General features: G+C 42.4%; 23 protein-coding genes, 1 tRNA gene and 1 pseudogene. 16 read left to right on the top strand and 9 right to left on the bottom strand.

Annotated features, from left to right (window positions below; genetic code table 11):
- Nucleotides 1-500 precede the first annotated feature (500 nt).
- Nucleotides 501-1013, top strand: coding sequence for a hypothetical protein (locus V7K48_RS12295; RefSeq protein ID WP_335072750.1), 513 nt, complete (start codon nucleotides 501-503; stop codon nucleotides 1011-1013).
- 381 nt (nucleotides 1014-1394) lie between these two features.
- Here the strand turns inward: V7K48_RS12295 and V7K48_RS12290 are convergent, their stop codons facing one another.
- Nucleotides 1395-1976, bottom strand: coding sequence for a thioredoxin family protein (locus V7K48_RS12290; RefSeq protein ID WP_335072748.1), 582 nt, complete (start codon nucleotides 1974-1976; stop codon nucleotides 1395-1397).
- Nucleotides 1977-2121: 145 nt separating this feature from the next.
- Complete coding sequence (locus V7K48_RS12285) at nucleotides 2122-2337, bottom strand: high light inducible protein (RefSeq protein ID WP_335072746.1); 216 nt, start codon at nucleotides 2335-2337, stop codon at nucleotides 2122-2124.
- A gap of 195 nt (nucleotides 2338-2532) precedes the next feature.
- On the opposite strand from V7K48_RS12285, the gene V7K48_RS12280 reads away from it, so the two are divergent.
- The 3 genes from V7K48_RS12280 to V7K48_RS12270 all read left to right on the top strand — a co-directional run bounded on the left by V7K48_RS12280 (nucleotide 2533) and on the right by V7K48_RS12270 (nucleotide 5038).
- The gene (locus V7K48_RS12280) at nucleotides 2533-4071 is read left to right on the top strand and encodes a thymidylate synthase (RefSeq protein WP_335072744.1); all 1539 of its coding nucleotides are present in this window, start codon (nucleotides 2533-2535) and stop codon (nucleotides 4069-4071) included.
- A gap of 236 nt (nucleotides 4072-4307) precedes the next feature.
- Nucleotides 4308-4715 (top strand): XisH family protein, encoded by a 408-nt coding sequence (locus tag V7K48_RS12275; RefSeq protein ID WP_335072742.1) that lies wholly within the window; start codon nucleotides 4308-4310, stop codon nucleotides 4713-4715.
- Nucleotides 4706-5038, top strand: a complete 333-nt coding sequence (locus tag V7K48_RS12270) for a XisI protein (RefSeq protein ID WP_335072740.1) — start codon at nucleotides 4706-4708, stop codon at nucleotides 5036-5038. The genes V7K48_RS12275 and V7K48_RS12270 overlap by 10 nt, the downstream gene beginning before the upstream one ends.
- 173 nt (nucleotides 5039-5211) lie before the next feature.
- Here V7K48_RS12270 and V7K48_RS12265 read toward each other — a convergent pair whose 3' ends face one another.
- Entirely contained in the window at nucleotides 5212-5760 is a 549-nt protein-coding gene (locus tag V7K48_RS12265; protein WP_335072840.1) for a hypothetical protein, read from the bottom strand.
- Nucleotides 5761-6158: 398 nt separating this feature from the next.
- On the opposite strand from V7K48_RS12265, the gene V7K48_RS12260 reads away from it, so the two are divergent.
- From V7K48_RS12260 to V7K48_RS12250, 3 genes are all read left to right on the top strand, one after another.
- A complete protein-coding gene (locus V7K48_RS12260; RefSeq protein WP_335072738.1) occupies nucleotides 6159-6287 on the top strand; it encodes a hypothetical protein in 129 nt (42 codons plus the stop codon).
- Nucleotides 6288-6436: 149 nt separating this feature from the next.
- A complete protein-coding gene (locus tag V7K48_RS12255) occupies nucleotides 6437-7498 on the top strand; it encodes a glycosyl hydrolase (protein ID WP_335072736.1) in 1062 nt (353 codons plus the stop codon).
- Between the two features lie 219 nt (nucleotides 7499-7717).
- Nucleotides 7718-8416 carry a dCTP deaminase domain-containing protein gene (locus tag V7K48_RS12250; protein WP_335072735.1) on the top strand — a complete coding sequence of 233 codons (699 nt, stop codon included), beginning with the start codon at nucleotides 7718-7720 and terminating at the stop codon, nucleotides 8414-8416.
- A 12-nt stretch (nucleotides 8417-8428) separates the two neighbouring features.
- Here V7K48_RS12250 and dcd read toward each other — a convergent pair whose 3' ends face one another.
- Both dcd and V7K48_RS12240 read right to left on the bottom strand, forming a co-directional pair.
- Nucleotides 8429-9010, bottom strand: coding sequence for a dCTP deaminase (dcd, locus tag V7K48_RS12245; protein WP_442949435.1), 582 nt, complete (start codon nucleotides 9008-9010; stop codon nucleotides 8429-8431).
- 62 nt (nucleotides 9011-9072) lie between these two features.
- Nucleotides 9073-9609: a P-loop NTPase family protein gene (locus tag V7K48_RS12240; protein ID WP_335072733.1), complete on the bottom strand. Its 537-nt coding sequence runs from the start codon at nucleotides 9607-9609 to the stop codon at nucleotides 9073-9075.
- A gap of 332 nt (nucleotides 9610-9941) precedes the next feature.
- Here V7K48_RS12240 and V7K48_RS12235 point away from each other — a divergent pair, with 332 nt between their 5' ends.
- The 6 genes from V7K48_RS12235 to V7K48_RS12210 all read left to right on the top strand — a co-directional run bounded on the left by V7K48_RS12235 (nucleotide 9942) and on the right by V7K48_RS12210 (nucleotide 14975).
- Nucleotides 9942-10565, top strand: coding sequence for an adenylate kinase family protein (locus V7K48_RS12235; protein WP_335072731.1), 624 nt, complete (start codon nucleotides 9942-9944; stop codon nucleotides 10563-10565).
- 260 nt (nucleotides 10566-10825) lie between these two features.
- A complete protein-coding gene (gene rph / locus V7K48_RS12230) occupies nucleotides 10826-11569 on the top strand; it encodes a ribonuclease PH (RefSeq protein ID WP_335072729.1) in 744 nt (247 codons plus the stop codon).
- 274 nt (nucleotides 11570-11843) lie between these two features.
- Nucleotides 11844-12566, top strand: coding sequence for a 6-phosphogluconolactonase (gene pgl / locus V7K48_RS12225; protein ID WP_335072727.1), 723 nt, complete (start codon nucleotides 11844-11846; stop codon nucleotides 12564-12566).
- Nucleotides 12567-12940: 374 nt separating this feature from the next.
- Complete coding sequence (locus V7K48_RS12220; protein ID WP_335072725.1) at nucleotides 12941-13819, top strand: FHA domain-containing protein; 879 nt, start codon at nucleotides 12941-12943, stop codon at nucleotides 13817-13819.
- A gap of 77 nt (nucleotides 13820-13896) precedes the next feature.
- Nucleotides 13897-14052 carry a hypothetical protein gene (locus tag V7K48_RS12215; RefSeq protein WP_335072723.1) on the top strand — a complete coding sequence of 52 codons (156 nt, stop codon included), beginning with the start codon at nucleotides 13897-13899 and terminating at the stop codon, nucleotides 14050-14052.
- A gap of 179 nt (nucleotides 14053-14231) precedes the next feature.
- Nucleotides 14232-14975 carry a M50 family metallopeptidase gene (locus V7K48_RS12210; protein ID WP_334976220.1) on the top strand — a complete coding sequence of 248 codons (744 nt, stop codon included), beginning with the start codon at nucleotides 14232-14234 and terminating at the stop codon, nucleotides 14973-14975.
- 301 nt (nucleotides 14976-15276) lie between these two features.
- Here V7K48_RS12210 and V7K48_RS12205 read toward each other — a convergent pair whose 3' ends face one another.
- Complete coding sequence (locus V7K48_RS12205; protein ID WP_335072721.1) at nucleotides 15277-16281, bottom strand: 2-hydroxyacid dehydrogenase; 1005 nt, start codon at nucleotides 16279-16281, stop codon at nucleotides 15277-15279.
- 17 nt (nucleotides 16282-16298) lie between these two features.
- Here V7K48_RS12205 and V7K48_RS12200 point away from each other — a divergent pair, with 17 nt between their 5' ends.
- Nucleotides 16299-16511, top strand: coding sequence for a hypothetical protein (locus V7K48_RS12200; RefSeq protein WP_335072719.1), 213 nt, complete (start codon nucleotides 16299-16301; stop codon nucleotides 16509-16511).
- Nucleotides 16512-16883: 372 nt separating this feature from the next.
- Here the strand turns inward: V7K48_RS12200 and V7K48_RS12195 are convergent, their stop codons facing one another.
- Nucleotides 16884-17762, bottom strand: coding sequence for a methyltransferase domain-containing protein (locus V7K48_RS12195; protein ID WP_335072718.1), 879 nt, complete (start codon nucleotides 17760-17762; stop codon nucleotides 16884-16886).
- 370 nt (nucleotides 17763-18132) lie between these two features.
- On the opposite strand from V7K48_RS12195, the gene V7K48_RS12190 reads away from it, so the two are divergent.
- Both V7K48_RS12190 and V7K48_RS12185 read left to right on the top strand, forming a co-directional pair.
- Nucleotides 18133-18217: transfer RNA gene (locus V7K48_RS12190), tRNA-Ser, on the top strand.
- Between the two features lie 344 nt (nucleotides 18218-18561).
- Nucleotides 18562-19734: a CapA family protein gene (locus V7K48_RS12185; protein ID WP_335072716.1), complete on the top strand. Its 1173-nt coding sequence runs from the start codon at nucleotides 18562-18564 to the stop codon at nucleotides 19732-19734.
- A gap of 75 nt (nucleotides 19735-19809) precedes the next feature.
- On the opposite strand, the pseudogene V7K48_RS12180 reads toward V7K48_RS12185, so the two are convergent.
- Both V7K48_RS12180 and V7K48_RS12175 read right to left on the bottom strand, forming a co-directional pair.
- A pseudogene (locus V7K48_RS12180) lies at nucleotides 19810-20490 on the bottom strand (RAMP superfamily CRISPR-associated protein); the annotation flags it as partial.
- Nucleotides 20491-21102: 612 nt separating this feature from the next.
- Nucleotides 21103-22416, bottom strand: a complete 1314-nt coding sequence (locus tag V7K48_RS12175) for a TldD/PmbA family protein (protein ID WP_335072714.1) — start codon at nucleotides 22414-22416, stop codon at nucleotides 21103-21105.
- Nucleotides 22417-22698: the final 282 nt, after the last annotated feature.

Raw genomic sequence — 22698 nt, 5'->3', positions numbered from 1 at the left:
AGACCGGACTGCCTCACCATTCAAAATGGCGCAAGAGCAAGGAATATAATTCTTTTGACTTTTGACCCTTCGACTGCGCTCAGGGTCAAGGTTGAGCGAACGCGAACAGCGTCTCGTAGAGAAGCCGAAGCCTTGACTTTTAACTTCCGCCTTGCGGTACTAGTATCCTATCGCTTTTTGCTGTATGAAACTTACTCCAATCTATGAAAGTCTCCCTTAAGAAGGTTTCTTAGCATCTACAACGACTCCTACTGTTTTGAGGCTATAGCCTTAGAATATTTACAAGCTTTACTTACGAATTAGCTCTCTCTAAAAAAAGTACTGTTTTTGCTGTCTAAGCTGACATTCTACCTATTTCTATCCGGATTTGTGTAGCTTAACAAATCAGCGGATTCATTAATATTAAGCTTGTTTTACTATTTAGTTTCTTACCCTGACCTATTAGACAGCTAGAGTGTTCATTTTACTTTGTTCAATAGCTATTAGCCCTTATCGCTCCCATGCTGACCCATCACCGCAAGCCCGTGTGCTTATCACTTATTTCCACTGACCTACCAATCTGGTCTGTTGTTGAAACTGCCGGGACATTGTATCAAAAAGACACTGATAGATTCCACTTACTATTGACCGCACCGCCCCTAATTAGCTGCGAAGTAGAGAGTGTCATAAGGCCAAAGGACACACTTCCCCAAAGTAAGAGTAAAGCATATGCCCCTAACAGTCCCAGAATTTTGTGGCTGGAGATTTCCCCTTATCGGGTAATCATGACTATGCAAGGTAACGCTCAAGTGAGTTACCGTCACTTTTGGGAACAGGGCGTTTATGGTATTAGCCGTTATTGGTTGCCAACTGAATCGTTGCAACCTAATGATCCGATTCGTTTACGAAATTTTACTAGTAGCCTAACTCTTAACGGACATCCATTGCCAGAGCATTTGCGTCTGGAATATGAATTATGGGCAGAAAAAGTCCAATTAGGATGCTACATACTAAATTTGGAAATTAAACACTAATACTCATGGGGACTGGGGATTGGGGACTGGGGACTAAGAAGATTTCCCAATACCCAATACTTAGAACACCGATTCACTAATAAAACACGAGACTGAAAAACCCTATTTAAACGTCTTTTACAACCAACCATTACTTGTTGCAATCCCCAAAATCCTGGTTTTTTCGTCATGATTATGAATACTGAATCGGTGTTCTAGTACGTCATGGCGTAAATAGAGTAACCATTTAAAAACTCTAAAAATCCCATTTTATAATACTTTTGACTTTTGACTTTTACTTTTCTACGAGAGGCTGCGCCTTAAGCGAAGCTATGCCGCAGGCTTTACGGCTTTGCTCGGTACAAGTGGCTTTTGACTTCCGCCTTGCGGTACTAGTCCTTTTCAACCAAAATAACTGGGTTGGTTTCCAAGTTTCCATTTAATGTTGCAACCAACACTCGGTTTTTGCTCATTCGTAACAGGTTTATCCGCCAGCACTGCTTCAATGGCTGCGCGTAAATCTGCGCCTGTTACAGGTTTACCATTACTAGGGCGGCTATCATCTAATTGTCCCCGATAAACAAGTTGGCGTTGGTCATCAAATACAAAAAAATCAGGTGTACAAGCTGCTGTGTAAGCCTTTGCCGTTTCCTGGCTCTCGTCGTAGCATAAGGTAAAATTAAATCCTTGTTCTGTAACAAATGCTTGTAACGACTCTGGTGCATCATCTGGATAATTGTGTGCATCGTTAGCACTGATAGCAACGATCGCTAAATTACCTGTAAAATAATCTTTTCCTAACTGCGCTAATTCTTTTTGGACGTGCTTTACAAATGGGCAATGCCGACATATAAACATTACCAACAGCGCTTTTTTATCTGCAAAGGTAGAAAGTGAAGTTGCCTTTCCAGATACCACTTCCGGTAGATCAAAATCTGGTGCTTTTGTGCCTAGCGGCAACATAGTTGAAGTAGTTAAAGCCATAATTTACCTGATAACTTTACGCTGATAACTAACGGCTTTTGCTATCAGTATATTTTTACTCTAGCACTAAGTTTTCCATAAATTAAGAGACGGTAAATTTACCGTCTCTTACATTTGTTGAGAGTTATGTTACAGGAATCAGTTTTTACAGGCTTGTAAAAATACCAACGATGCCGTGTCCTGTGAATACTTCTAATGCTATCAGAGAGACAAAACCAATCATTGCTAAACGACCGTTGAGCAGTTCTGCAAAAGGAGTGAAGCCTGTGCGATCGCCTTGCTCATCTATATAAACCCTAGGCTCGATCGCAAAGTTGTTCAGTTTTCCTTGGTCGTCAATTATAGCAGTGTTTGTACGCATGGTTTTTTCCCTGTCTTCTCTTTATGTAAATAACTGTAACAAATTTATTAATATTTGTAAAGCAAATGCAGTGATTTATAAAATATTGGCTGTGTATTAAGTACACTCCCAAAGCCTAACCTTCGATAAAACCACTACCAATGTTAGATTTAGGTTATACTCAAAGATTATTAACTTTTTAATTTTTAGCCAATCATGACAGCAACGGGTAAGGCAACCCAATTCGAGTACAAAGCACTGCACAAGCCCAACCAGCTTATTTATGGTCTAGGTCAGACGGCAGTGATTACAGGATGGACAGTAAAGCAGGCGATCGCTAAACACCTACAACCCGAAGAGTATGCTGTAATTGGACAACTATACTCGCCAACCCGTGGGATAAACTTACTAATTCGCAATTTGCTGTTGAATCCCCACGTTCGCTATTTAGTTGTTCTCAACGCTACGAAGGAAGACAAGAACGCAGGCGGATGTCAGTGCCTGCTGGACTTTTTTCGCAATGGTTTTGAAGAAGGAAGGAGTGACACTGGACGGCGTTGTTGGATAATTCGGTCTGCTATTCTTAGTTATATTGATATTGATATTGATATTAATGCCCTGGAAAAATTACGACAGTCCGTAGACTGGAAAGAAGCCAAATTAATTACTGATGCAGTTAATCAAGTTAAGTCCTATGCCGAACGAAACGTGATTGAACCGTGGAGTTTGCCGTTAAGGTTTGATATGTCAACTGTTGAATCAACTGTTTTACCTGGTCCACGCTACGGACACCGAATTGAAGGCAAGACCATAGCTGAAACTTGGGTAAAAATTATCCACCGCATTAAAACAACAGGCACGATTCGCCCTACGCTTCATGATGGGCAATGGCAAGAACTGATTGACTTAATGGCAATTGTCACAGATGAGCCTGATGAATTCTATTTTCCAGAACCTAATTACTTACCATTTGATCGCTCTTTTATTGATCCTTATACCTCAAACATTTTAGATGATATTTCTCACAGTGAAGAAGGAGTAAAGTATACATATGGTCAACTTCTCCGTTCAGGGTTTTATGAAATTGATCAAATTAAGGCAGTAATTAAAAAACTTTCAGATAATATTGATTCAGCTAGGGTAGTGATGTCTCTTTGGAATGTACGTAATGACCTTCTCTTAAACGATAGTCCACCTTGCCTTAATCACATTTGGATACGAGTGGTTGATCAGGAACTATCTTTAACAGCAACTTTCCGCAGTAATGATATGTTTTCAGCATGGCCTGCTAATGCTATGGGGTTAAGAGCTTTGCAAAAACATATTTGGGATGAAGTGACTAAACAATCAACGCATCATCTAAAAATGGGGCCATTAATTACTATTAGCCAGAGTGCCCATATTTATGATGACTGTTTTGAAAATGCTGATAAGCTGATTCAACATCAGTACCCCAAAATTTTTAAGCAAAAGGATTACATTGATCCTTCAGGTAACTTTATGATCAGTGTACAGGATGGCATTATTTTACTAGAACACACAACACCTGGATCTGGAGAAGTCGTTAATTGTTATTCAGGTAAATCTGCAAGTCAACTTTATGGGCAAATAGCAGATGATTGTCCAGGTTTACAAGTAGAACATGCAATGTACTTGGGAGCAGAGTTGCAAAAAGCAGAAGTTGCTTTGTCAATAAGCCAAGGTCTAATTTATGAACAAGATAAGCCGTTAAAAACCTATTTGGTTTCAAAATAAATTTACTTTATGGGTGGCGCTGATGGTATTAACTACAGTGTTTATATGCAAAACCTGACAAAATTTGCAGTGGTATAAAGCGATTTATAGGGCTGGATTCAGAGCGATGTCTACGACGGGCTACGCCTAGGCCCAATGGTATGAAAAGCAGCGTCTGGGTAAGGCAAGACTAGCACCTTAATGGATAAAATTGAGATACCAGTCAAGTGTCCTGATCAATTCTCATAAAGAGCTAAATGGCTAAAGACCGCTTTCATGATGCAGTTAGAATGGCTTTGGAGAAAGAAGGATGGTCAATTACTGCCGATCCCTACGAGATCAGCGTTGGAGATGTAGATTTTGAAATAGATTTAGCAGCAGAAATGTTAGCTGCCGAACGAGCAGACGAAAAAATTGCAGTTGAAATTAAGAGTTTTATTGGGCGATCAAGTGTCTCAGAATTCCACACAGCCCTTGGACAATTTATCAATTATCAATTTGCTCTCGAAGAATTGGAACCGGAACGCAAACTTTATCTTGCAGTGCCTGAATCAATTCATAACTCATTTTTTCAGCGTCGTTTTATCCGGTCAGTGATTTCACGAACTCAAATTCGGCTATTGGTTTACGATGAAAAACAGGAGGTTATTGTCCAATGGCTGTAGAGCAGTATCGTCAAATCATTCAACAGTTAATTTTAGAACGAGCAAAAAGAGGTTTATCACTAGAGGAAATGGAAACACAAGCCATTCTAGATACGGAACGTGACCACTACCTCTTGCTACATACAGGCTGGCGCGGGAATCGTCGAACACATGGATGCAGCCTACATCTCGATATCAAAGATGGTAAAATCTGGATACAGCATGATGGAACCGAAGTCGGCATTGCGACACAACTCCTCGAACTAGGTATACCAAAAGAAGATATCGTTTTGGCGTTTCATTCTCCCTATATGCGCCAATTTACAGAGTTTGCCATCAATTGAGCTTTAGAGATTGCGCGATGTCTACGACGGGCTATTCGGCGTCGCCCAATGGTATGAAAAGCAGTGTCTAAGTAGAGTAAGGTTAGCACCCTAAATCTCTAAACAGGATATTTAGATCAAAATCAGCGAACGTACAGCAGTCAGGCGCAGCACCTGGTTTAGCAGCATAGTTCTCACCTACAGACCAAATTGGGCTGACTACCGTACAACCGAAATAACGGCTGGTGACTAACTTTTACATTGCTATGCCGCAGATTGAAATCTGTCGGTTGGAGTCGATACTCGGCAAAAAGCCGCAGCAGTTCCGCTTCGTGTTCGATGGCGAACACCAAGAATAGATCCGGTCGGCGATCCCCAGTTAGAACATTGATCGCCTGATGCACTGGCTCAGGGATGAAGAACGGGGGATCAACGACAATCATATCAAATTCTCGGTTAATCGGCTGTGGCTCCCGCAAATCATAAGGGAAAAACTCCGCGAATTCGGCAAACTTCGGGTCGATGTCTAGAAGCGTGACCTGACGCCCTCGTCGAGACCATTCGGCTGCAAGCCGAGGCGTACAAAGGCAACAGGGATTCGCATATATATCCAACGCGCACACGAGCGTGGAAGCGGTTTGTTGTGTAAAGAAAATCTGGCTCAGCGTGAAGTCAGGAGGCACGAACTGGTCGATGGGATCTACTCTAGACTCAAACCACGGCTGACCAGGGCCGATTGCCATCCGCTCCGTCAAAACCCGCTTAAGTTGATCTTTGTCCATACGTAGACCTCTTGCGACATCTGCATAACGTCTCAAATCAGCGGCTACTGAGGTCTTTGATCCACCACTAGGATCTGGTATCAGTCCGCTGCATTGTAATGTTAGCCCGAATTTCTCGCTTGTGAGAAAAAATAATTTAGGTGATTTTTGAATAAACAGTTGCTAAATAAATAACCCAAAACCCTTTCCCCAAGAGCTATTTAGACCTGATAATGTGTTTGAGTAGGTTAATTAAACCGGATGAAGTTCCAACAAATGAATCAGATTCCGGGGTGTCAAAACTTGCAATGGCGTACCTGCTCTTTCCGGTGGCGATCGGATTCTCGGAATTTTTTCGCGTTCAACCAGCACCTTAGATATTGGCGTCTCAGCCTTTTTATACGGCTACGCATCTTGGCGCTCCGAATTTTGAAGTTGGATTCAGGGCGATCGCTCCAACTCCTGCCTTAGAGCTAGAATCTGATGAAGGTTTAGACTATCTCATATAGACATTTGCAGGACAATGGATATTGAAAAAGTTCTATGCGATCGCCGAATTATTTCCTCTAATCCATGATTAAGCTATATATTCGCTTCCCATCTTCCAGTGATCGCCGTGACTGTGTTGATAGCCCTAATAGTTAATTAGATTCTAGATATGAGTGACTCAAAAACCCCAAACCATCAACCAGGATTAATTTTCATGCCAGGCTCTGAAGGTTGGTGGGATTCCGAACGAGTATCTTCGCCACAGGTTTTATTTTGTGCTGATGGAACTTGGAGGATGTGGTATTACGGTCGGGATGCATCTTTTGATCGGCAAATAAATTTGCCCACAGGTAGATGTGGTTTAGCGATTTCTGCTGATGGAATTGATTGGCAACGCGTCCAGGGATTATTAACTAGGGGGGCTGTCTTTGAGCCTCATCCAGATCCAAATCGGTTCGACTCAGCCCATGTTGGTGTGAGCAATGTGTATTTTCAGGATGGTCTTTATTGGATGTGGTATTTTGGGGGCGATCACACAGTTGTTGATCGGGGAGGGTTTAAAGCGAAAGGGTTAAATATGCGCCCTGGCTGTGCTATATCGCGTGATGGGATAAATTGGGTACGGTTGGAAAGTACTTACCAAGGAGCCTTTCTAGATTTAGGCAAGGCAGGGGAGTTTGATGCCTTGTTTTGTGCCTGGCCACAAGTTTTACCTGATGATAATGGAATGTGGAAATTGTACTACCATACCTTAAATCCTGAGAAAGGATTCTTAGTAGGTTTAGCTGTGTCTAGCGATGGTTTTCATTGGCAAAAAGTCGGTCAGATTTTAGAAGCAGGTAAATCTGGAAGTTTTGATGAGAGAGGCATTGGTACTCGCCATGTTCTGAAAATAAACGGCGAGTACGTAATGTTCTACGAAGGTGTTAACAGCAGCGGTTATCACTCCATCGGTCTAGCTGTTTCTGAGGACGGGATTCATTGGCAAAAAGTTCCAGGAGAGCAACTTGGAGGTTCAGTATTTTCCCATGCTCAAAAGGGTTCTGGTCGTTGGGATGCACGAGCAGTAGGCACACCTTGTGTAGTCGCAATGGATGATGGCAGTTTCCGTATGTACTATATTGGCGCAAACGAAGGTGGCTATGATGAACTTTCCTCACAACACCAAATTGGTTTAGCTGTGAGTGCCGGAACTAATTTTCGCCAGTGGGATCGCTGGGGTGAACATTAAACCAATATTTTGATGTACATCCTTTCCCAAACAGGTGAATGAGTGACTTTTAACTTCCGCCTTGCGGTACTAGCGTGATTTTCTGGTTTGATTTTAGGCGATCGCACAATCGTATGAAAAGCAGGGTCTAGGTAAGGCGAGATTAGCACCTTAAAAAATTGGGTATCTAGCAAATTATGTAGAGTATAATAAATTACACCATTTCACAAGCATAAAACAATGAGTGTTATCCCATTTATATTGGATGGTAGTAATAGAACAGTCGTAGAGACTAGGGAAGAGTATGAGAAAGCTGGTGGTCTTGAAGGAAATGTAATTTTTATACAGAATTTGAATATCAAACAAATTCATAATACGAAGTCTAGCAATGCTAGCTATGATTTAAGAGTTGGTGATGAATATAGAGATCATAGAGACTCCGGTAAGACTGATTTGTTAGAGAATGGCATAATATCTCTTCAACCAGGTTCTGCCGTAATTATTGAGACAGTTGAATCAGTTCAATTTCCAAAATCTAGATTTGGCCATGTAGTTCCAAAAGTATCTCTTCTGCAAGATGGGTTATCTAACACCTCATCAAAGATAGACCCTGGATATGAAGGAAAACTTTCTATCACAGTTTTCAATTTAGGCAAAAGAACCGTTCAGCTTAAGAAAGGACAAGATTTTTGTACACTCTATGTACTTGATGTTAGAGAAGGAGTTATTCCTTATACAAAAGACCCGAAAAAAATTGCTGGAAACTCTAGAAAGGATTTATTAAGTAGACTTAGAGATTTTATTGAGACAAATCAGACGTATTTTACTATTATTTTAACTATCGCAACCATAGTTTTAATAATAGTTCAAATTGTGCAGCCTTTAGGTAAACAGGAAGTACAGACACTTCCCAAAGAAAGCAAAGAGAAAACTAAATAATTATTTTGAAGTTTAAACCTTAGCCAGAGTTACACCATTTAGCTGGTCTTGATACTTACCCTGTCGTGCTTCGTAATTAACAGCGCAGGGTTCTCCTTCCAAAAACATCAACTGTACTATTCCTTCACTGGCGTAAATGCGGCAGTCAGCACTAGAAGCATTGGATAATTCTAATGTCAAGTAACCACGCCAAGCAGCTTCGGCTGGAGTTACATTTGCAATTATTCCGCAACGAGCATAAGTACTCTTACCTATACAAATTACTGTAATATTATCTGGTATTTCCAGCCTTTCGAGGGCAACCCCAAGCCCATATGAGTGGGCAGGCAGAATGAAGTATTTGCCATTAACATCTGTATGGAGTGCTGTTCGCTCTAAGTTTTCAGGATTAAAATTCTTAGGATCTACGACAGTGCCTGGAATATGCTTAAAAATGCGAAAATCATCTGGTGATAGTCTGATGTCATAGCCAAAGCTGCTAAGACCATATGAAATTACAGGTAAATTCTCAAGGTGACGTATTAAACTTGGCTCAAAGGGCGAAATCAAACCCTGTTGAGCCATTTTAGTAATCCAGATATCGTTCTTAATCACAAGTTCGCTGCTAAGGTTAATTCAAACCGACTTGATATATTAGCACGAACTGAGTATTTTGTTTAAGGCCGATAACTCCGTCGAATTTCTGTAATTTGATCTGCCACATCCAAGAGAGATTTCGGCATCTCTGGCCCTGTGAGAATGATATCAACGTGGGGAGGGCGTTTTGCCAGAAAGGCTAAAACTTCGCTTTCAGGAATTAAACCAAAGTTAATCGCTAAACTTAACTCATCCAAGACTACGAGAGAATACTTATTCTCACACACTACCTGCTGTGTATACTGCCACAGCTTTTGTAAGGCTTGGTTTTCCGTATCGTCTAAATGTGGTGTATCAATATAACGAGGCAAATCACAGCGAATCCAATCTAAATTTTGTCCTAGTTGTATGGGTCGCTCCTGTCCTTGACAAATACCTCCTTTGAGGAACTGCACTATTAATACTGGCGTTCCTTGTCCAGCTATTCTCAGTGATTGAGCCATAACACTTGTAAAAAAATTGCGATGGGAGCTAGTGAAAACTTGCACTAGTCCTTCAACTGGATATGGTAACGTTAGATTTGAATTTATACTTGGAGTTTCTAGCTGGGCAACCATAGGGTGAAGTTCAAAAAGTTACAATAAATTAAAGGTTTGTGCTGGCGGTACTTATTACAAATCTGCCTGTATAATCAATCTGTTTTTCACAGGTGTGGTGGATTTGGCAAATTGCATTCTTAGTCAAACACTACGTTTGTGCTGAAGTCAAGAGTTATTTTTGTTTTTTCTCTGAAAGCAGTTGTAAAAATGAAAACACATGAGTTAGAGTTCCAATTATTTAAAAAAGCTGGAGATAACGGCTGAAAATCGCTAAATGTTAGATTTTCCGGTTGTTTGAGCAAAACAGACTTAGCAAGTAGTCAATTTGACAGGATTAGGAGTTAATTGTTGTGAGATTGGTGTTTCTAGGAGGTTCAGGATCGGGTAAAAGCACTCAAGCACAAAGGCTTTGCAGATACTTTGAGATTCCTTTGATTTCTACAGGTGAGATTTTACGGGAAGCAATATCTGGCGATCAGATCCTCCCGGAGTTGCAATGGTCACAAGCCGATCCCCGGACTTCTCTTTCGGTTTACGCTAGCCTGAGTGAACTAGGTTACCACGTGCGACCTTACATGGAAAAAGGGGAGTTAGTTCCAGACGAAATGATCATTGAATTGATCCGAATTCGCCTTAGACAACCAGATATTAACTGCGATTGGGTCTTAGAAGGCTATCCCCGTAACGCCTTCCAAGCTGAAGAATTAGATTTTTTATTGGATAATTTAAGGCAAAAGCTAGATTGGGCAATTTATCTCCAAGTCCCAGAAGCTGTCATGGTTAGCCGATCCTTGGGGCGATCGCTACCAGATGACCAACCAGAAATCGTGCAACGCCGGATAGAATTATTCTATGATCGCACCATTCCCATCCTAGAATATTACGACCGTCGTCGCTGCTTGTTGACCATCAACGGCGACCAGTCACCAGAAATGGTGCAGCAAAATATTTTGACTCTGCTTTCGGTTCCTTAAAAAAGAAGCAGGGGAGACAAATCAATTCAAAATTCAAAATGACGCTCTCTTACGAGACGCTGCGCGAATGCGGACTCGCTCTAAGCGAACGCGAATAGCGTCTCTAAGAGTTGCCATGCCGCAGGCTTTATGCTGCGCTAACAAAATTCAAAATTAAAGATTAAAGAACTTCTGCCTCCTCTTTCCCAATGCCCCTCAAATGATGATTTGCAACACTAAGGTAACCTTAAGGCAGTATTGTAAAACTTGAGGCAACTCCAATGGCTTGGCAGCGTCCAGATGGTCGGATTCCTTACGAACTACGTCCGATCAGCTTTTACCCCAGTTTCACCCGCTTTGCCCCCGGTTCTGTTCTTGCAAGATGCGGTGATACTCAAGTACTTTGTACTGTTAGCGTTAATAAGGGAGTTCCGAAGTTTCTTGAAGGAACTGGTAAAGGCTGGTTAACTGCTGAGTACCGGATGCTACCATCTGCTACTCAAAAACGGCAAGAAAGGGAATTATTGAAATTATCTGGACGGACGCAAGAAATTCAACGTCTAATTGGCCGCAGCTTACGTGCAGCAGTGGATTTTAAGGCACTGGGAGAACGCACGCTAACTGTGGATGCTGATGTGTTACAAGCAGACGCTGGAACTCGGACAACAGCGATTACAGGCTCTTTTGTAGCGTTGGCTCATGCGATTTCTAAATTGTTGCAGGAGGGCGTGTTGGAGCGATCGCCTCTGTGTGGACAGGTAGCAGCGGTTTCCGTAGGATTAGTGGAGGGAGAGCCATTTTTGGATCTTAATTATATTGAAGATATGGCTGCAACAGTAGATTTCAACGTAGTGATGAATCAACATTTGGGAATCATTGAAGTCCAAGGAACAGCTGAAGAAGGCAGCTTTAGCCGCACTCAGTTGGATCAGCTGCTAGATGTCGCCCAAAAAGGAATTCAGCAATTATTAATTGCCCAACGTGAAGCGATCGCTGACTGGGAAACGTTGTTTGTGATTAATTAGTTTTATTAATTTTTAATAAGAATTAATAAATGTATCCTCTGTGGCGTTAATCAACCAAGTATCAAGTAACTGGGTGTAAATAAAAATAATCATCAGAGTAGTTAGTACCTTAGTACGACTGACTACTGACAATTTACCGTTAAGGGTGATAAAGTGCGTCTAGGTTTTTCCAGCCTACCTAATCCACGATGTTAAATGTTTCAAAAGTTCAAAAGGGGGATTGGAATAAGTTCGGTATTGTATTGCTGGAAGCAAGCAATATGATCATGAAGCCATGAACAAAACCGTTGAAGTTCTACCGGATCTGCCAGCGCTGGTTGCACGGGCGCTAGAATTAATTCTGTCCAAGTTAGAAACTGCCATTGAGCAGCGGGGGCGGTTTACCATCGCCTTATCTGGCGGCAGTACACCTAAACCGTTATATGAAGCGATCGCTAATCAAAAACTGCCTTGGGATAAAATTCATATATTCTGGGGGGATGAGCGTTACGTACCACCAGATCACCCCGATAGCAATGAACTGATGACGCGTCGTGCGTGGCTAGATCACGTTGATATCCCAGCAGCTAACATTCATCCCGTATCAACTTTAGAAGCCAATCCAGAACTAGCTGCTGCTAAGTATGAACAAGAACTCAAAGAATTTTTCAATTCTTCTGGGGTCGAGTTTCCCTCGTTGGATGTAGTATTACTAGGAATGGGTGATGATGCACATACCGCATCTTTGTTTCCCCACACAGAGGCTCTGAAAGTACGCGATCGCCTGCTGACCGTGGGTAACAAAAACGGAAACCCCAGGATAAGTTTCACATACCCCTTGATCAACTCTGCTCACAGCGTGATTTTTTTGGTTGCTGGTGCTAATAAACGACCAGCTTTGGCGCAAGTCTTTGCACCTGTAGCCGATGACTTCACTTACCCATCCCGCTTAATTCAGCCCCAAGGAGAACTTTGGTGGCTGCTGGATGCGGCAGCAGGTTTGGAACTCCAACATTGAACAGGTAATTAGTAATTCATAGTTCGTAATGACGCTCTCTACCAGATGTGCAAGGGACAAATATTCGGTTTAGCTACGCTAACGTAATTCGTAATTAGCTGATCAAGGTTTTAAAGTTACTAAACTTGGTTATGGAAAAGAAAAAAACACATTCCTTGCCCTAAGTCAGCGCATTTATGTGTAAAACAATTACGAATTATGTTAGCCGCAGGGTAACGAGTCCGCGTCCCTTGTGCGTCTTGTAGAGAGCGTCATTATCAATTACGAATTATTCTAACCATCAGCAGTAATTGTTAGAATCTAAAGCTAGGGCCGCCCTCTGCTTGCCAGTCCTACCTATATTTATGATGATCTTGAACAAAGGCTAAATATCGATGATCGTCTGCCCTAATTGCAATCATCCCAACCCTGATGGCGCTGTCCAGTGTGAAGCTTGCTATACACCGTTACCCGCGACTACTAACTGTCCCAGTTGTGGGGCAACTGTGCAGGCAGATGCTGCATTTTGCGGTCAGTGTGGCTATAACCTTCACTCTGCAGGAGTTCCACACGTTCATACTCCGGTAGCTGCAACAGTTACTCCCGATATTCCTGTGGAAGTACCGCCGTTAGTTTCACCTGATCCACTGTTAGAACTTTTAGAACCAGATGCTTTGGGAATAAGCGGTTCTACTAACTCCCATTCCCCTGGCTCATCTTTACCACCAACAACGGTGGCAGTTTCCCCAGTAGCTCCGCCACAGGTACCTGTTACAGAAAGCAGCTCCCCAGAACCACCGCCAACTGTCCTCGCTCAACCTGTAGTCTCTGGACAAAGTATTCCTACTCCACCACCTGTGGAACCAGCACCAGCCTCTAAAGCCGAAGTACCTCCATCAGCAGCACCAGCACCAACTGCAACTGCTGCTAGAACGCAATTACAGCAGGTTACAGCGCGGTTAATCCACGTTCAAAGCGATCGGTTAATTGAATTGCCACAAAATTTCTCTGTGATTCATATCGGCAAGCCCAATGATCGGATTCCCCCAGATATAGATGTTTCAGGATTTCCCAATTCAGAAGTTGTCTCGCGGATTCATGCAGATATTCGCGTCGAGGGAGATGCCCATTATGTAGAAGATGTGGGAAGTTCTAATGGCACCTACATTAATAATTTGCCGCTTTTACCGGGGAATCGTCATCGATTGCGACCAGGCGATCGCATCAGCTTGGGTAAAGGAGACTTGATGACATTCCTGTTTCAACTTGCTTAACTGATTCTCGATCAATTGTGACATCAGTCTAGGCATTTTCTACCCATCCTCCGGCATCATTGAAGGAGGATAAACAAATGAACCGCATCAGACAAGCGACGGATAACTATGTTGTTCTTGATAGCGCCATAGTTTACAGCCGTCGCTTTGATGTGCGAATTGTTGCATTGCCCAGCAACCCCACTACCTTAATAATTACACTAGGATGGATAAAAATACACTGCGAATTTTAGATTTCGAATTTTGGATTTTAGGTTGAAGGGATAATCTAGAATCTAAAATCCCAAATTGAATGTCCCCAGATTAATTCCTGGGGATAATCTAGAATCTAAAATCCCAAATTGAATGTACCCAGATTAATTCCTGGGGATAATCTAAAATCTAAAATCTAAAATCTAAAATTGAGTGACCTATGAGGGAACCAAGCAAAAATTTTGAACCCTTGCTGACCAAAGAAGCCCCGCGAGTTGTTGAACGCATGGGGCTAACGTGGCTAGTTGCAGCGGCGATCGCAACTGCTTTACTGTGGCAAGTACCAGGAGGGGATTATATCTTATACCCGTTTACAATTCTGGCAACCTGGTTTCATGAAATGGGTCACGGCTTAATGGCACTGCTATTAGGGGGACAGTTTCAGAAATTGCAGATTTTTAGCAATGGTTCCGGTGTGGCAACTTATGGCATTCAGTCGTCATTGGGGCCAATTGGGCCAGCAATGGTCGCAGCAGCAGGGCCAATGGGGCCGCCTCTTGCCGGTGCAGCTTTGATTCTGGCTTCCCGCAGTTTTAGAGCAGCAACCCTCTGTTTAAAAATTTTAGGGAGTTTTTTACTCTTCTCCACATTAATTTGGGTACGTTCTTGGTTTGGATTGGTGGCAATTCCCTTACTGGGTTTAATAATCTTGGGTATCGCTCTAAAAGCCCCTCGCTGGACACAAGGGTTTGTTATTCAATTTCTGGGTGTGCAAGCTTGTGTAAGTACGTACCATCAACTTGATTATCTATTTAGTCAGTCTGCTGGCCCCCTTGGAGTCTCTGATACAGCACAAATGCAGCGGTATTTGCTTTTACCTTACTGGTTTTGGGGCGGGTTAATGGCGATCGCATCTCTGGTGATTTTAGTCCAAAGTCTCCGCGTTGCCTATCGTTCAGAATGAATATCCTCCCTTAGCGATCGCTCTGTTGCAGTCACTAATTCAACCTCAGTACCTTGATTGCTGAATTAGATACAGAGTGGCTGAAAGTACAAGCCAAAGTTTAACCAGTTACAGTTATCTAGTTTAACTGCTAACCAACAAGCTGAAATTCTTGACAGACTCCTAGCTGCTGCGGTTCATCTGCATAATCATTGTGACGAAGATTTTCAGACGCTAATTACTGAGGAAATCGAGAATTTGCCTGATAATCAGGATTGACTGGTGATTTTAGTCCAAAGTTTTTGCGATCGCCAACCATTATCTAAGTTGACGGTTGAATGCGAATTTCATTGGCACAAGGACGACCCTGTTCAACATCAGCAATATTAGCTAAAGTTGTTTCTGCAATATTGTACAGAGCTTCTGCTGTAAAAAAGGCTTGATGTCCGGTAATCAGTACATTGGGGAACGTTGTCAAACGCTGGAAAATATCATCTTGAATAATTTCGCCAGACAAATCCTCAAAGAACAATTCTGATTCTTGTTCGTAGACATCTACACCGAGATAGCCAATCTTACCAGACTTCAATCCCTCAATCACTGCTTGGGTATCAATCAGCGCTCCTCGGCTAGTGTTAATTAGCATCACGCCTGACTTGATCTGTTTTATAGACTCAGCGTTAATCAAGTGATGCGTTTCCGGAGTCAGAGGGCAATGCAGGGAGATAATATCAGAGTTTGCAAATAGCTCAGGTAGTTCTACATACTTTCCACCTAGCGCCTCCAATTCTGGATTGCGATAAACGTCATAGGCAAGTAGGTGACAGCCAAACCCCCTCATAATCTGTCCTAAAATCAGACCGATTTTGCCAGTGCCAACAATCCCCACTGTGCGCTGATGCAAATTAAATCCTAATAGTCCATCTAGGGAAAAATTGCCTTCTCGGACACGGTTATAGGCACGATGAATTTTGCGATCCAAGCTTAAAATCAATCCTACAGCATGTTCTGCTACTCCGTAGGGTGAATAGGCGGGAACACGGACAACGGTAATTCCTAAATCTGCTGCGGCTTGTAAGTCTACATTGTTAAACCCTGCACAGCGAAGGACAACCAGCCGAGTTCCCCATGAGGCGAGAAGCTCTAAAGTTGGGGCATCAACCTGATCATGCACAAATACGCAAACCGTCGGAAATCCGGCGGCGAGGATAGCAGTATCCTGATTTAAACGGGGTTCAAAAAACACTAATTCGTGTTGGGTGGGAGAATTTGCAGCTGACAAAAAATGCCGATCATAGACTTTTGTACTGAAGACTGCTACTTTCATGCAAAACCTCAAACTGTATGCTGCACGATATTCGACTAGATAATACCTTGGCAGTTAGAAGAAGCGATGTCTACGACGAGCGTAGCTGCGGCATCTTTGAAGATTGCCAGTTATTAGGTAGGACTTACGCACACTCTACGATTCTTCTCTACGAGACGCTGCGCGTTGGCGTCAGCCTCTCCAAGAGTTGGCAGTTCGATAAATTAAGCTTTTTAGCGATTTTTGCGTAAGTCTTATTAAGGTTAGAAAGTGTAAGGGTTAAGGATAGTTGTAGCTACCCATTTAGGACTTACGCACAAGAGATCCCCCAACCCCCTTAAAAAGGGGGCTTTCAGGGTTCCCCTCTTTTTAAGGGGGGTTCGAGGGGATCTAGGTTGGGCAACTTTGGGTAGGTTTTATATAAGAGGTTGTTTTAAAAGTCCCAAAAGGTAGAATCTTCTGGTTCTGACTTGGATCAACTACAACGAAAAAACAAGGTTTCAGCCATGTACTGAGATGCTTCGCTGTGTATGAGAGTAAAAGACCCTTTTAAAACATCCTCTAACCAATTGCCAATATATTGTTGGCGATAAGAAGCTTATTGCCAATCTTAGGTATTTGTTTCAGAGGTGATCTTGGTTAACCTGATGAATTGATAACTGCCAGAGCTGGATTTGATAACAGAGATGGTTATCAAAAATGGTGCGTGCTGCTAACCCTTCGACAATCGGCTTTTCCAGCCAGCGTTTGAACGCTAAACGACCAAGTGCGTGTAACGGTGGGACTGCGATCGCTACAACATCAGCAATATATTTGATGGTAGTCAGTCCAAAAGTACGGAAGTAATCAATACACAAGTCAATTGTTGGTGCAATTTGGCTGGAGATGTCCTCAGTCTTAATTAACTTAAATCCAGTCTGTATCAACGCTGTCTGAAGCTCGCTGGCGACATGACAATTAGAAAAAATGCCCTTTCGGTATTCAGCATCAGAACGCATCATATCCGCAATCAATAGATAGCCACCACTACTTAATAAACGAGCTGCACCCTGAGCTAAATCGTCAACAGCAATATATTGGCTGCTTTCACTGAACAGAACTAGGTCGTAAGAGCGTGAGGTGTGAAAATCTTCAAATCTCGTTAAGTAGAAAGGTACTTGAGAGTTGGTATTCTTGATAAACTTTTCTTGTTGGAGTACATCGGGTGCTAATCCCTCAACGCCCAAACCGCGATCGCACAAATATACTGCGTTACCACCAATACCACAGCCTACGTCAAGCACAGTTTTTGTCCCTTCTGGAATGAAACTAAAAAGCTTTGCTGCATAGGCAACTTGCGCAGCACGCATGCGAGTTATGGTCAATTCCTCACCAGCAGTAGGTAGTGGCTCCCAATACCCGTAATGGAGATAGGAGGTATTTATGAGTCCTATGTAATAATCTATCGCCGCATTTTGATAGCGAGTTGGTTTGGGAATGTTGATTGATTTTAACTTGAGCATTGATGAATAAAGTAAGTTTTAGGGTATTGGACTTAGTTGAAATTCTGACCAACGTTTACAAACTTGTTCGTTGCAATCGCGTAGAGTAATTTTTAGTTGGTGTAAAAAATTGACCTCAATCTGAGGATCAACCTTCTCTACGAGACGCTGTGTCGACACCACCAGAATAATATCTCTGGGTGTCATTGACTCAGTGGGTGATTGCACCAACCACGATAATCAGAAATGTCTTGAGCTTGGGCGTTGCCGGAGCATTCCGTTACGCAAAAAAAGCGATAATGTTATAGTAGTATAGGAGATTCGCTAAAATTTCCCTTACTTCATGGCATTTGAGTATACAATAGATACTCAAATCTGTAAATAAATAGCTGGAGAGGTGTCCGAGTGGTTGATGGTGACGCACTCGAAATGCGTTTTGGGGAAACTCAACGGGGGTTCGAATCCCCCCCTCTCCGTTCAAAAAGATTGCTGAAGAAGCAGACAAACCAATGGTGTTTGGCTTGATAACTGGGATGTATGATTATTTACAAGTAAGGGCACACAGCTGCGCCCTTAACTATGTATATACAGCAGATTGCAACTTAGTGAAGTACAGATTATTGTAAGGGCACAACATTGTTGTGCCCTTACCTGTGTACCTAATTTAATTTACTTGAAAAACGCTGTATAACGGATATTGTATGAAACAGAATTAAATTTTCGTGGTTACTGAGTCAAATATTTCTCACAAAACACTAAAATATACACTGCCAGCACAGATTTTTAGGATAAACTAATGCCATTGTGTGAGGAGTGAACGATGGCAAATCGCAGCATAGGGAGAGTGCTCTCATTTAGTTTTATCAGCATTTGTTTATATCTGGGTATTAGTATAGGAGTCGTTATCCGGCTTGGACAATCACAGCGATTAAACGCTGCTACTACACCTACTGAGCCTGTACAATTTCCATTACCTATCCCTGAACTTACGCCATCAACAACAGAACAACAAACCTTTCCAGACATTATTACTATTAAAGCCGTTGGAGATATTATTCCCGGTACTAATTTCCCTAACTATAGATTACCCCGCTTTCGAGATCAATTATTACCAAAATCAGTCAGAACTCACTTGCAAGGATCTGATATTTTGTTTGGTAATTTTGAAAGTAGCTTAACTAATTATCCCTACACTGCCAAAGATATTAGTCAAGGACAAGTCTTTGCCTTTCGCTCCCCACCTGCATATGCCCAGCTATTTGCTGAGGCTGGTTTTAATGTATTTAATATGGCGAATAACCATGCAATGGACTTCGGGCCTGTAGGATTCAAAGATACAATGAAAAATCTTGAGGCTGCGGGCATTGCAACATTAGGTCATAAAAATCAAATTCTCTATTTGGAAGCTAACAATATCCCTGTGGCAATGGTTGGGTTTTCTCCTTATGAAATGTATAATTCCATCGATAATTTAGGAGCAGCCCAAGCCCTGGTAACAGAAGCTAAAAATCATGCCAGCATTGTAGTAGTATCAATGCACGCTGGAGCCGAAGGAACGGGGGCATTACACGTGAAGAATCAGACAGAGTTTTTTTATGGAGAAAACCGAGGTAATTCGATCAAGTTTGCTCGAAACATGATTGATGCAGGAGCAGACTTAGTATTAGGACATGGCCCTCATGTTCCGAGAGCGATGGAAATTTATAAGGGAAAAATCATTGCCTATTCTTTAGGAAACTTTTTGGGATATCGGACTTTATCTACAAATGCCGAGACGGGTGACTCAATGATTTTAGAAGTTAAACTCAACTCTGCGGGAGATTTGGTATCAAGTAAAATTATCCCTGTGCGGATGGATCGCCAGGGAATCCCTCATATTGATCAGCGTTTTCAAACTGTAAGACTTATGCGTAATTTGAATAATCAAGCTTTTCCCAAGAATCCGGTGAAGATTAATCAGAAGGGGGAAATTGTTGTACACAATCCCCATTAAGGCACCCCACCTCCAAGAAACTGCGCCGCGATCGCAAAAACAAAACCTTGGCAAAATATCTTTTACTTCTTGTTTTTCTTGGTCGTTAGTTAGGAAATTATAAGGATTGCCGTTATCACCTCGTAAAAACTCCCCAGCACCTGCAAGATAAACCTTATCCCACGGTGTTGAACTGCTAAATGGGTAAATTTGCTTGTCGTGCCATATGCAACCTGGGTACTGCACAACAGCGCTGTTGTACTCTAGGCGAACTATACCCAACCCCCGTGATTTAGCAAACCCAATGCCAAACCAGCCTGCATCTAAGTCACGCAATACAAGTGCAATTAATCCTAACTGCGCCAGCGAAAAGTTTTTCAGGTGGATTTTGATCTTAAACGCACCATCAGTGCAGACTTGATAATCAAAAGGCCCGTGTGCTACTGAACCAAATACTCTATCAATGGCCACACCATTATGTTCTTCGATTTTGAGTGGTGCTAAGGTATCAGGATAAGTATATTGAATACGGAGACAGCTGGCGATCGCAATATTATCAAATATCTGGTCAGTGAAGGATGATTCTTTGTAAATATAAAAAATTTGCCAGCCTAAGGCCCGTGCGAGTTTTTCACATTCGTGGCGTAGCCTACCTTTAATTTCAGAACCAGGAATCAGCAGTTGTCCTTGGGCATTGCGGACAATGGGTTTATCTACAAGCGACCCCGATGAACCACCTGCACCAACGCATAGTGCAGTGTCGATAATTGCACTCACTGGCCAATGTTCAGATAATCTTCACTATTCTCTCTACTTTTACCTATGAAGATAGATAAGAGGTTATTGATAAAGTAAAAATAAAACTACTGTAGTAGCACTGGTGGTTCTGTATTAGGGGAAGCGATCGCTTCTCCAGTAGTCAGTAATCAGTGATAAATTTAGTATAAATTTTCAAATTCACAACTGATAACTGAATACTCATGATTCGCCCATTTTAAATTGAGTTAGAAAAAAACCGAACGATTTAATTAGGGTTCCAAGCTGTAATTAAAATGTACTATCGTTCCGACTTTATGCGAACGTATAAAAATAGAGTTTTGTGAGCGGAGTGGTAATTTAAAGGGAATTTAGTAAAATCTCTAAAACCAGAGTGATGGAAGAGCGATAACTCCTCCACGATCGTTAGTGTTGGCGTACTTCTGCAAAGAAGCAAGCTAGCAAGAGCGTCTTATAGAGAAGCGATAGCGATAGCGCAGCGTAAAGCCAACTCTTGGAGAGGCTGTGCCAACGGCATGGCAACTCCAAAAGACGCTCTTGTGTTCTTAGAGCGAGTAATCGTTCGTGCAGCCTCTCATAGAGAGCGTCGGAATGAGCGTCATTACGAATTATTTAATTGCTTCTCCCCGTGGTGAATAGCCCTTCTACTATCAGAGATGGAGTGTAACAAGAACCATTCCAATCAGCATCGTTGCCCAGTGTCACCAATTGCTTGAGGGCTGTGTAGACATTACCTGCAACCATCGTATCCTTAACGCGCCCAATTACGTGACCCTTTTGCACACGGTAGCCTAAATCAACGTTGATTGAAAAATCTCCAGAAATACTGCCGCCACCACCCAACATTTGATCCACAATCAAGCCATCATCTAGTTGTTGAATCAAATCTGGTAGTGATGCCGAACCTGGCTGAATCAGAAAATTAAATAAACCAGGGGTGGGATAGCTGCCCAAACCAGGACGAAAACCATTTCCAGTGGTGTTAGTACCCAGTTGGTATCCGGTGGTGCGATCGCCATAGAAATGCTGTAAAGTCCCGTTTTGGATAAATACTAAAGATTGAGTAGGAGTACCTTCATCATCGAAAGGACAACTATAAGGGCCCGCTTCTGGGTCTTGGTAGAGAGTGAGGCTGGGTGAAATTACTAGGTTACCTAAGCGTTCTGCCCAAGGCGAAGCTACTTCTAAAACTTGCTTGCCATTCAAAGCTGCTTGCACAGTACTCCAAAGCATATCGGCGGCTTTAGAAGTGAACAAAATCGGGACGCGACCAGTAGGAGGTGAGACATTTTCTCTGGCCCAAATTAATCGCTGTAAAATTTGATTAGCTAATTTCTCAGAGTGGAGTTCACCCCGCTGAGTTTGTCCATCGGAAACATTCAAAAAATCATCGCCACGCACCCATTCTGCTGATATGTAGCAGCTAAGGGTAGTGTCGGTGTAGTGACAATCTAAACCTTTGGTATTGATTAGTCTAGTGGTTTCAACATCACATTCCCAGTCACCATTGCAAACAACATCGGGATAGGCATCGCGGATGAGTGCGATCGCTTCTTTGCCCCAGTCTACCAAAACCTCTATCGGCACACTTTCCCCTAAATCTGGGTAGGAGGGCTGAAAATTAGAGCCTAATTCTACTGTTTCTGGTTGATTTAGTTGACTCAGTGCCAGAGCTTTTTCCACCATTACTTCGGCTAGGACAGAACCATAAGCCACCGTGAGTCCCGGACACCCGTTTCGCCAAAGCCGTAGTGCTGTACCTTCAGATTGGTTGGTTTCTAGCTGTTTGAGTCGGTTTGCCTCAAAAAACACTGGACGAGAAAGCGATCGCGACTGATACACCTCAGCAGTTTCTGCTCCAGATTTTATCGCTAGTTCCAGTAACTGTTCGGCTAGTGTATCTTGTGACAAATTTTCAGAACCCATGACCCTTAGTGAATTGTGGATTTTGAACCGCATATCAACGCACGTTGGAGAAAGTGCGATCGCCAAAAGCTGACGATTAGACTTTCTGCTGATGGACGCAGATAACTATCCAAAAATCATCAGCGTGTTTCGGCAGTTGCAATTTTGAACCACAGATGCAGATCAACACTGATGGACGCAGTTAATTATCCCAAATCATCGCCATGTCTCGACGGATCTTAGCGATCGCTATTTTCAGTTCTTAATCATTAGTCATTCTCTGCCCATGCCCCATGCTCTAAT

This window comes from Nostoc sp. (assembly GCF_036919615.1).
Classification (GTDB): domain Bacteria; phylum Cyanobacteriota; class Cyanobacteriia; order Cyanobacteriales; family Nostocaceae; genus Nostoc.
The sequence above is the reverse complement of the archived record's forward strand: the minus strand, read 5'-3'. Positions and strand labels throughout refer to the sequence as shown.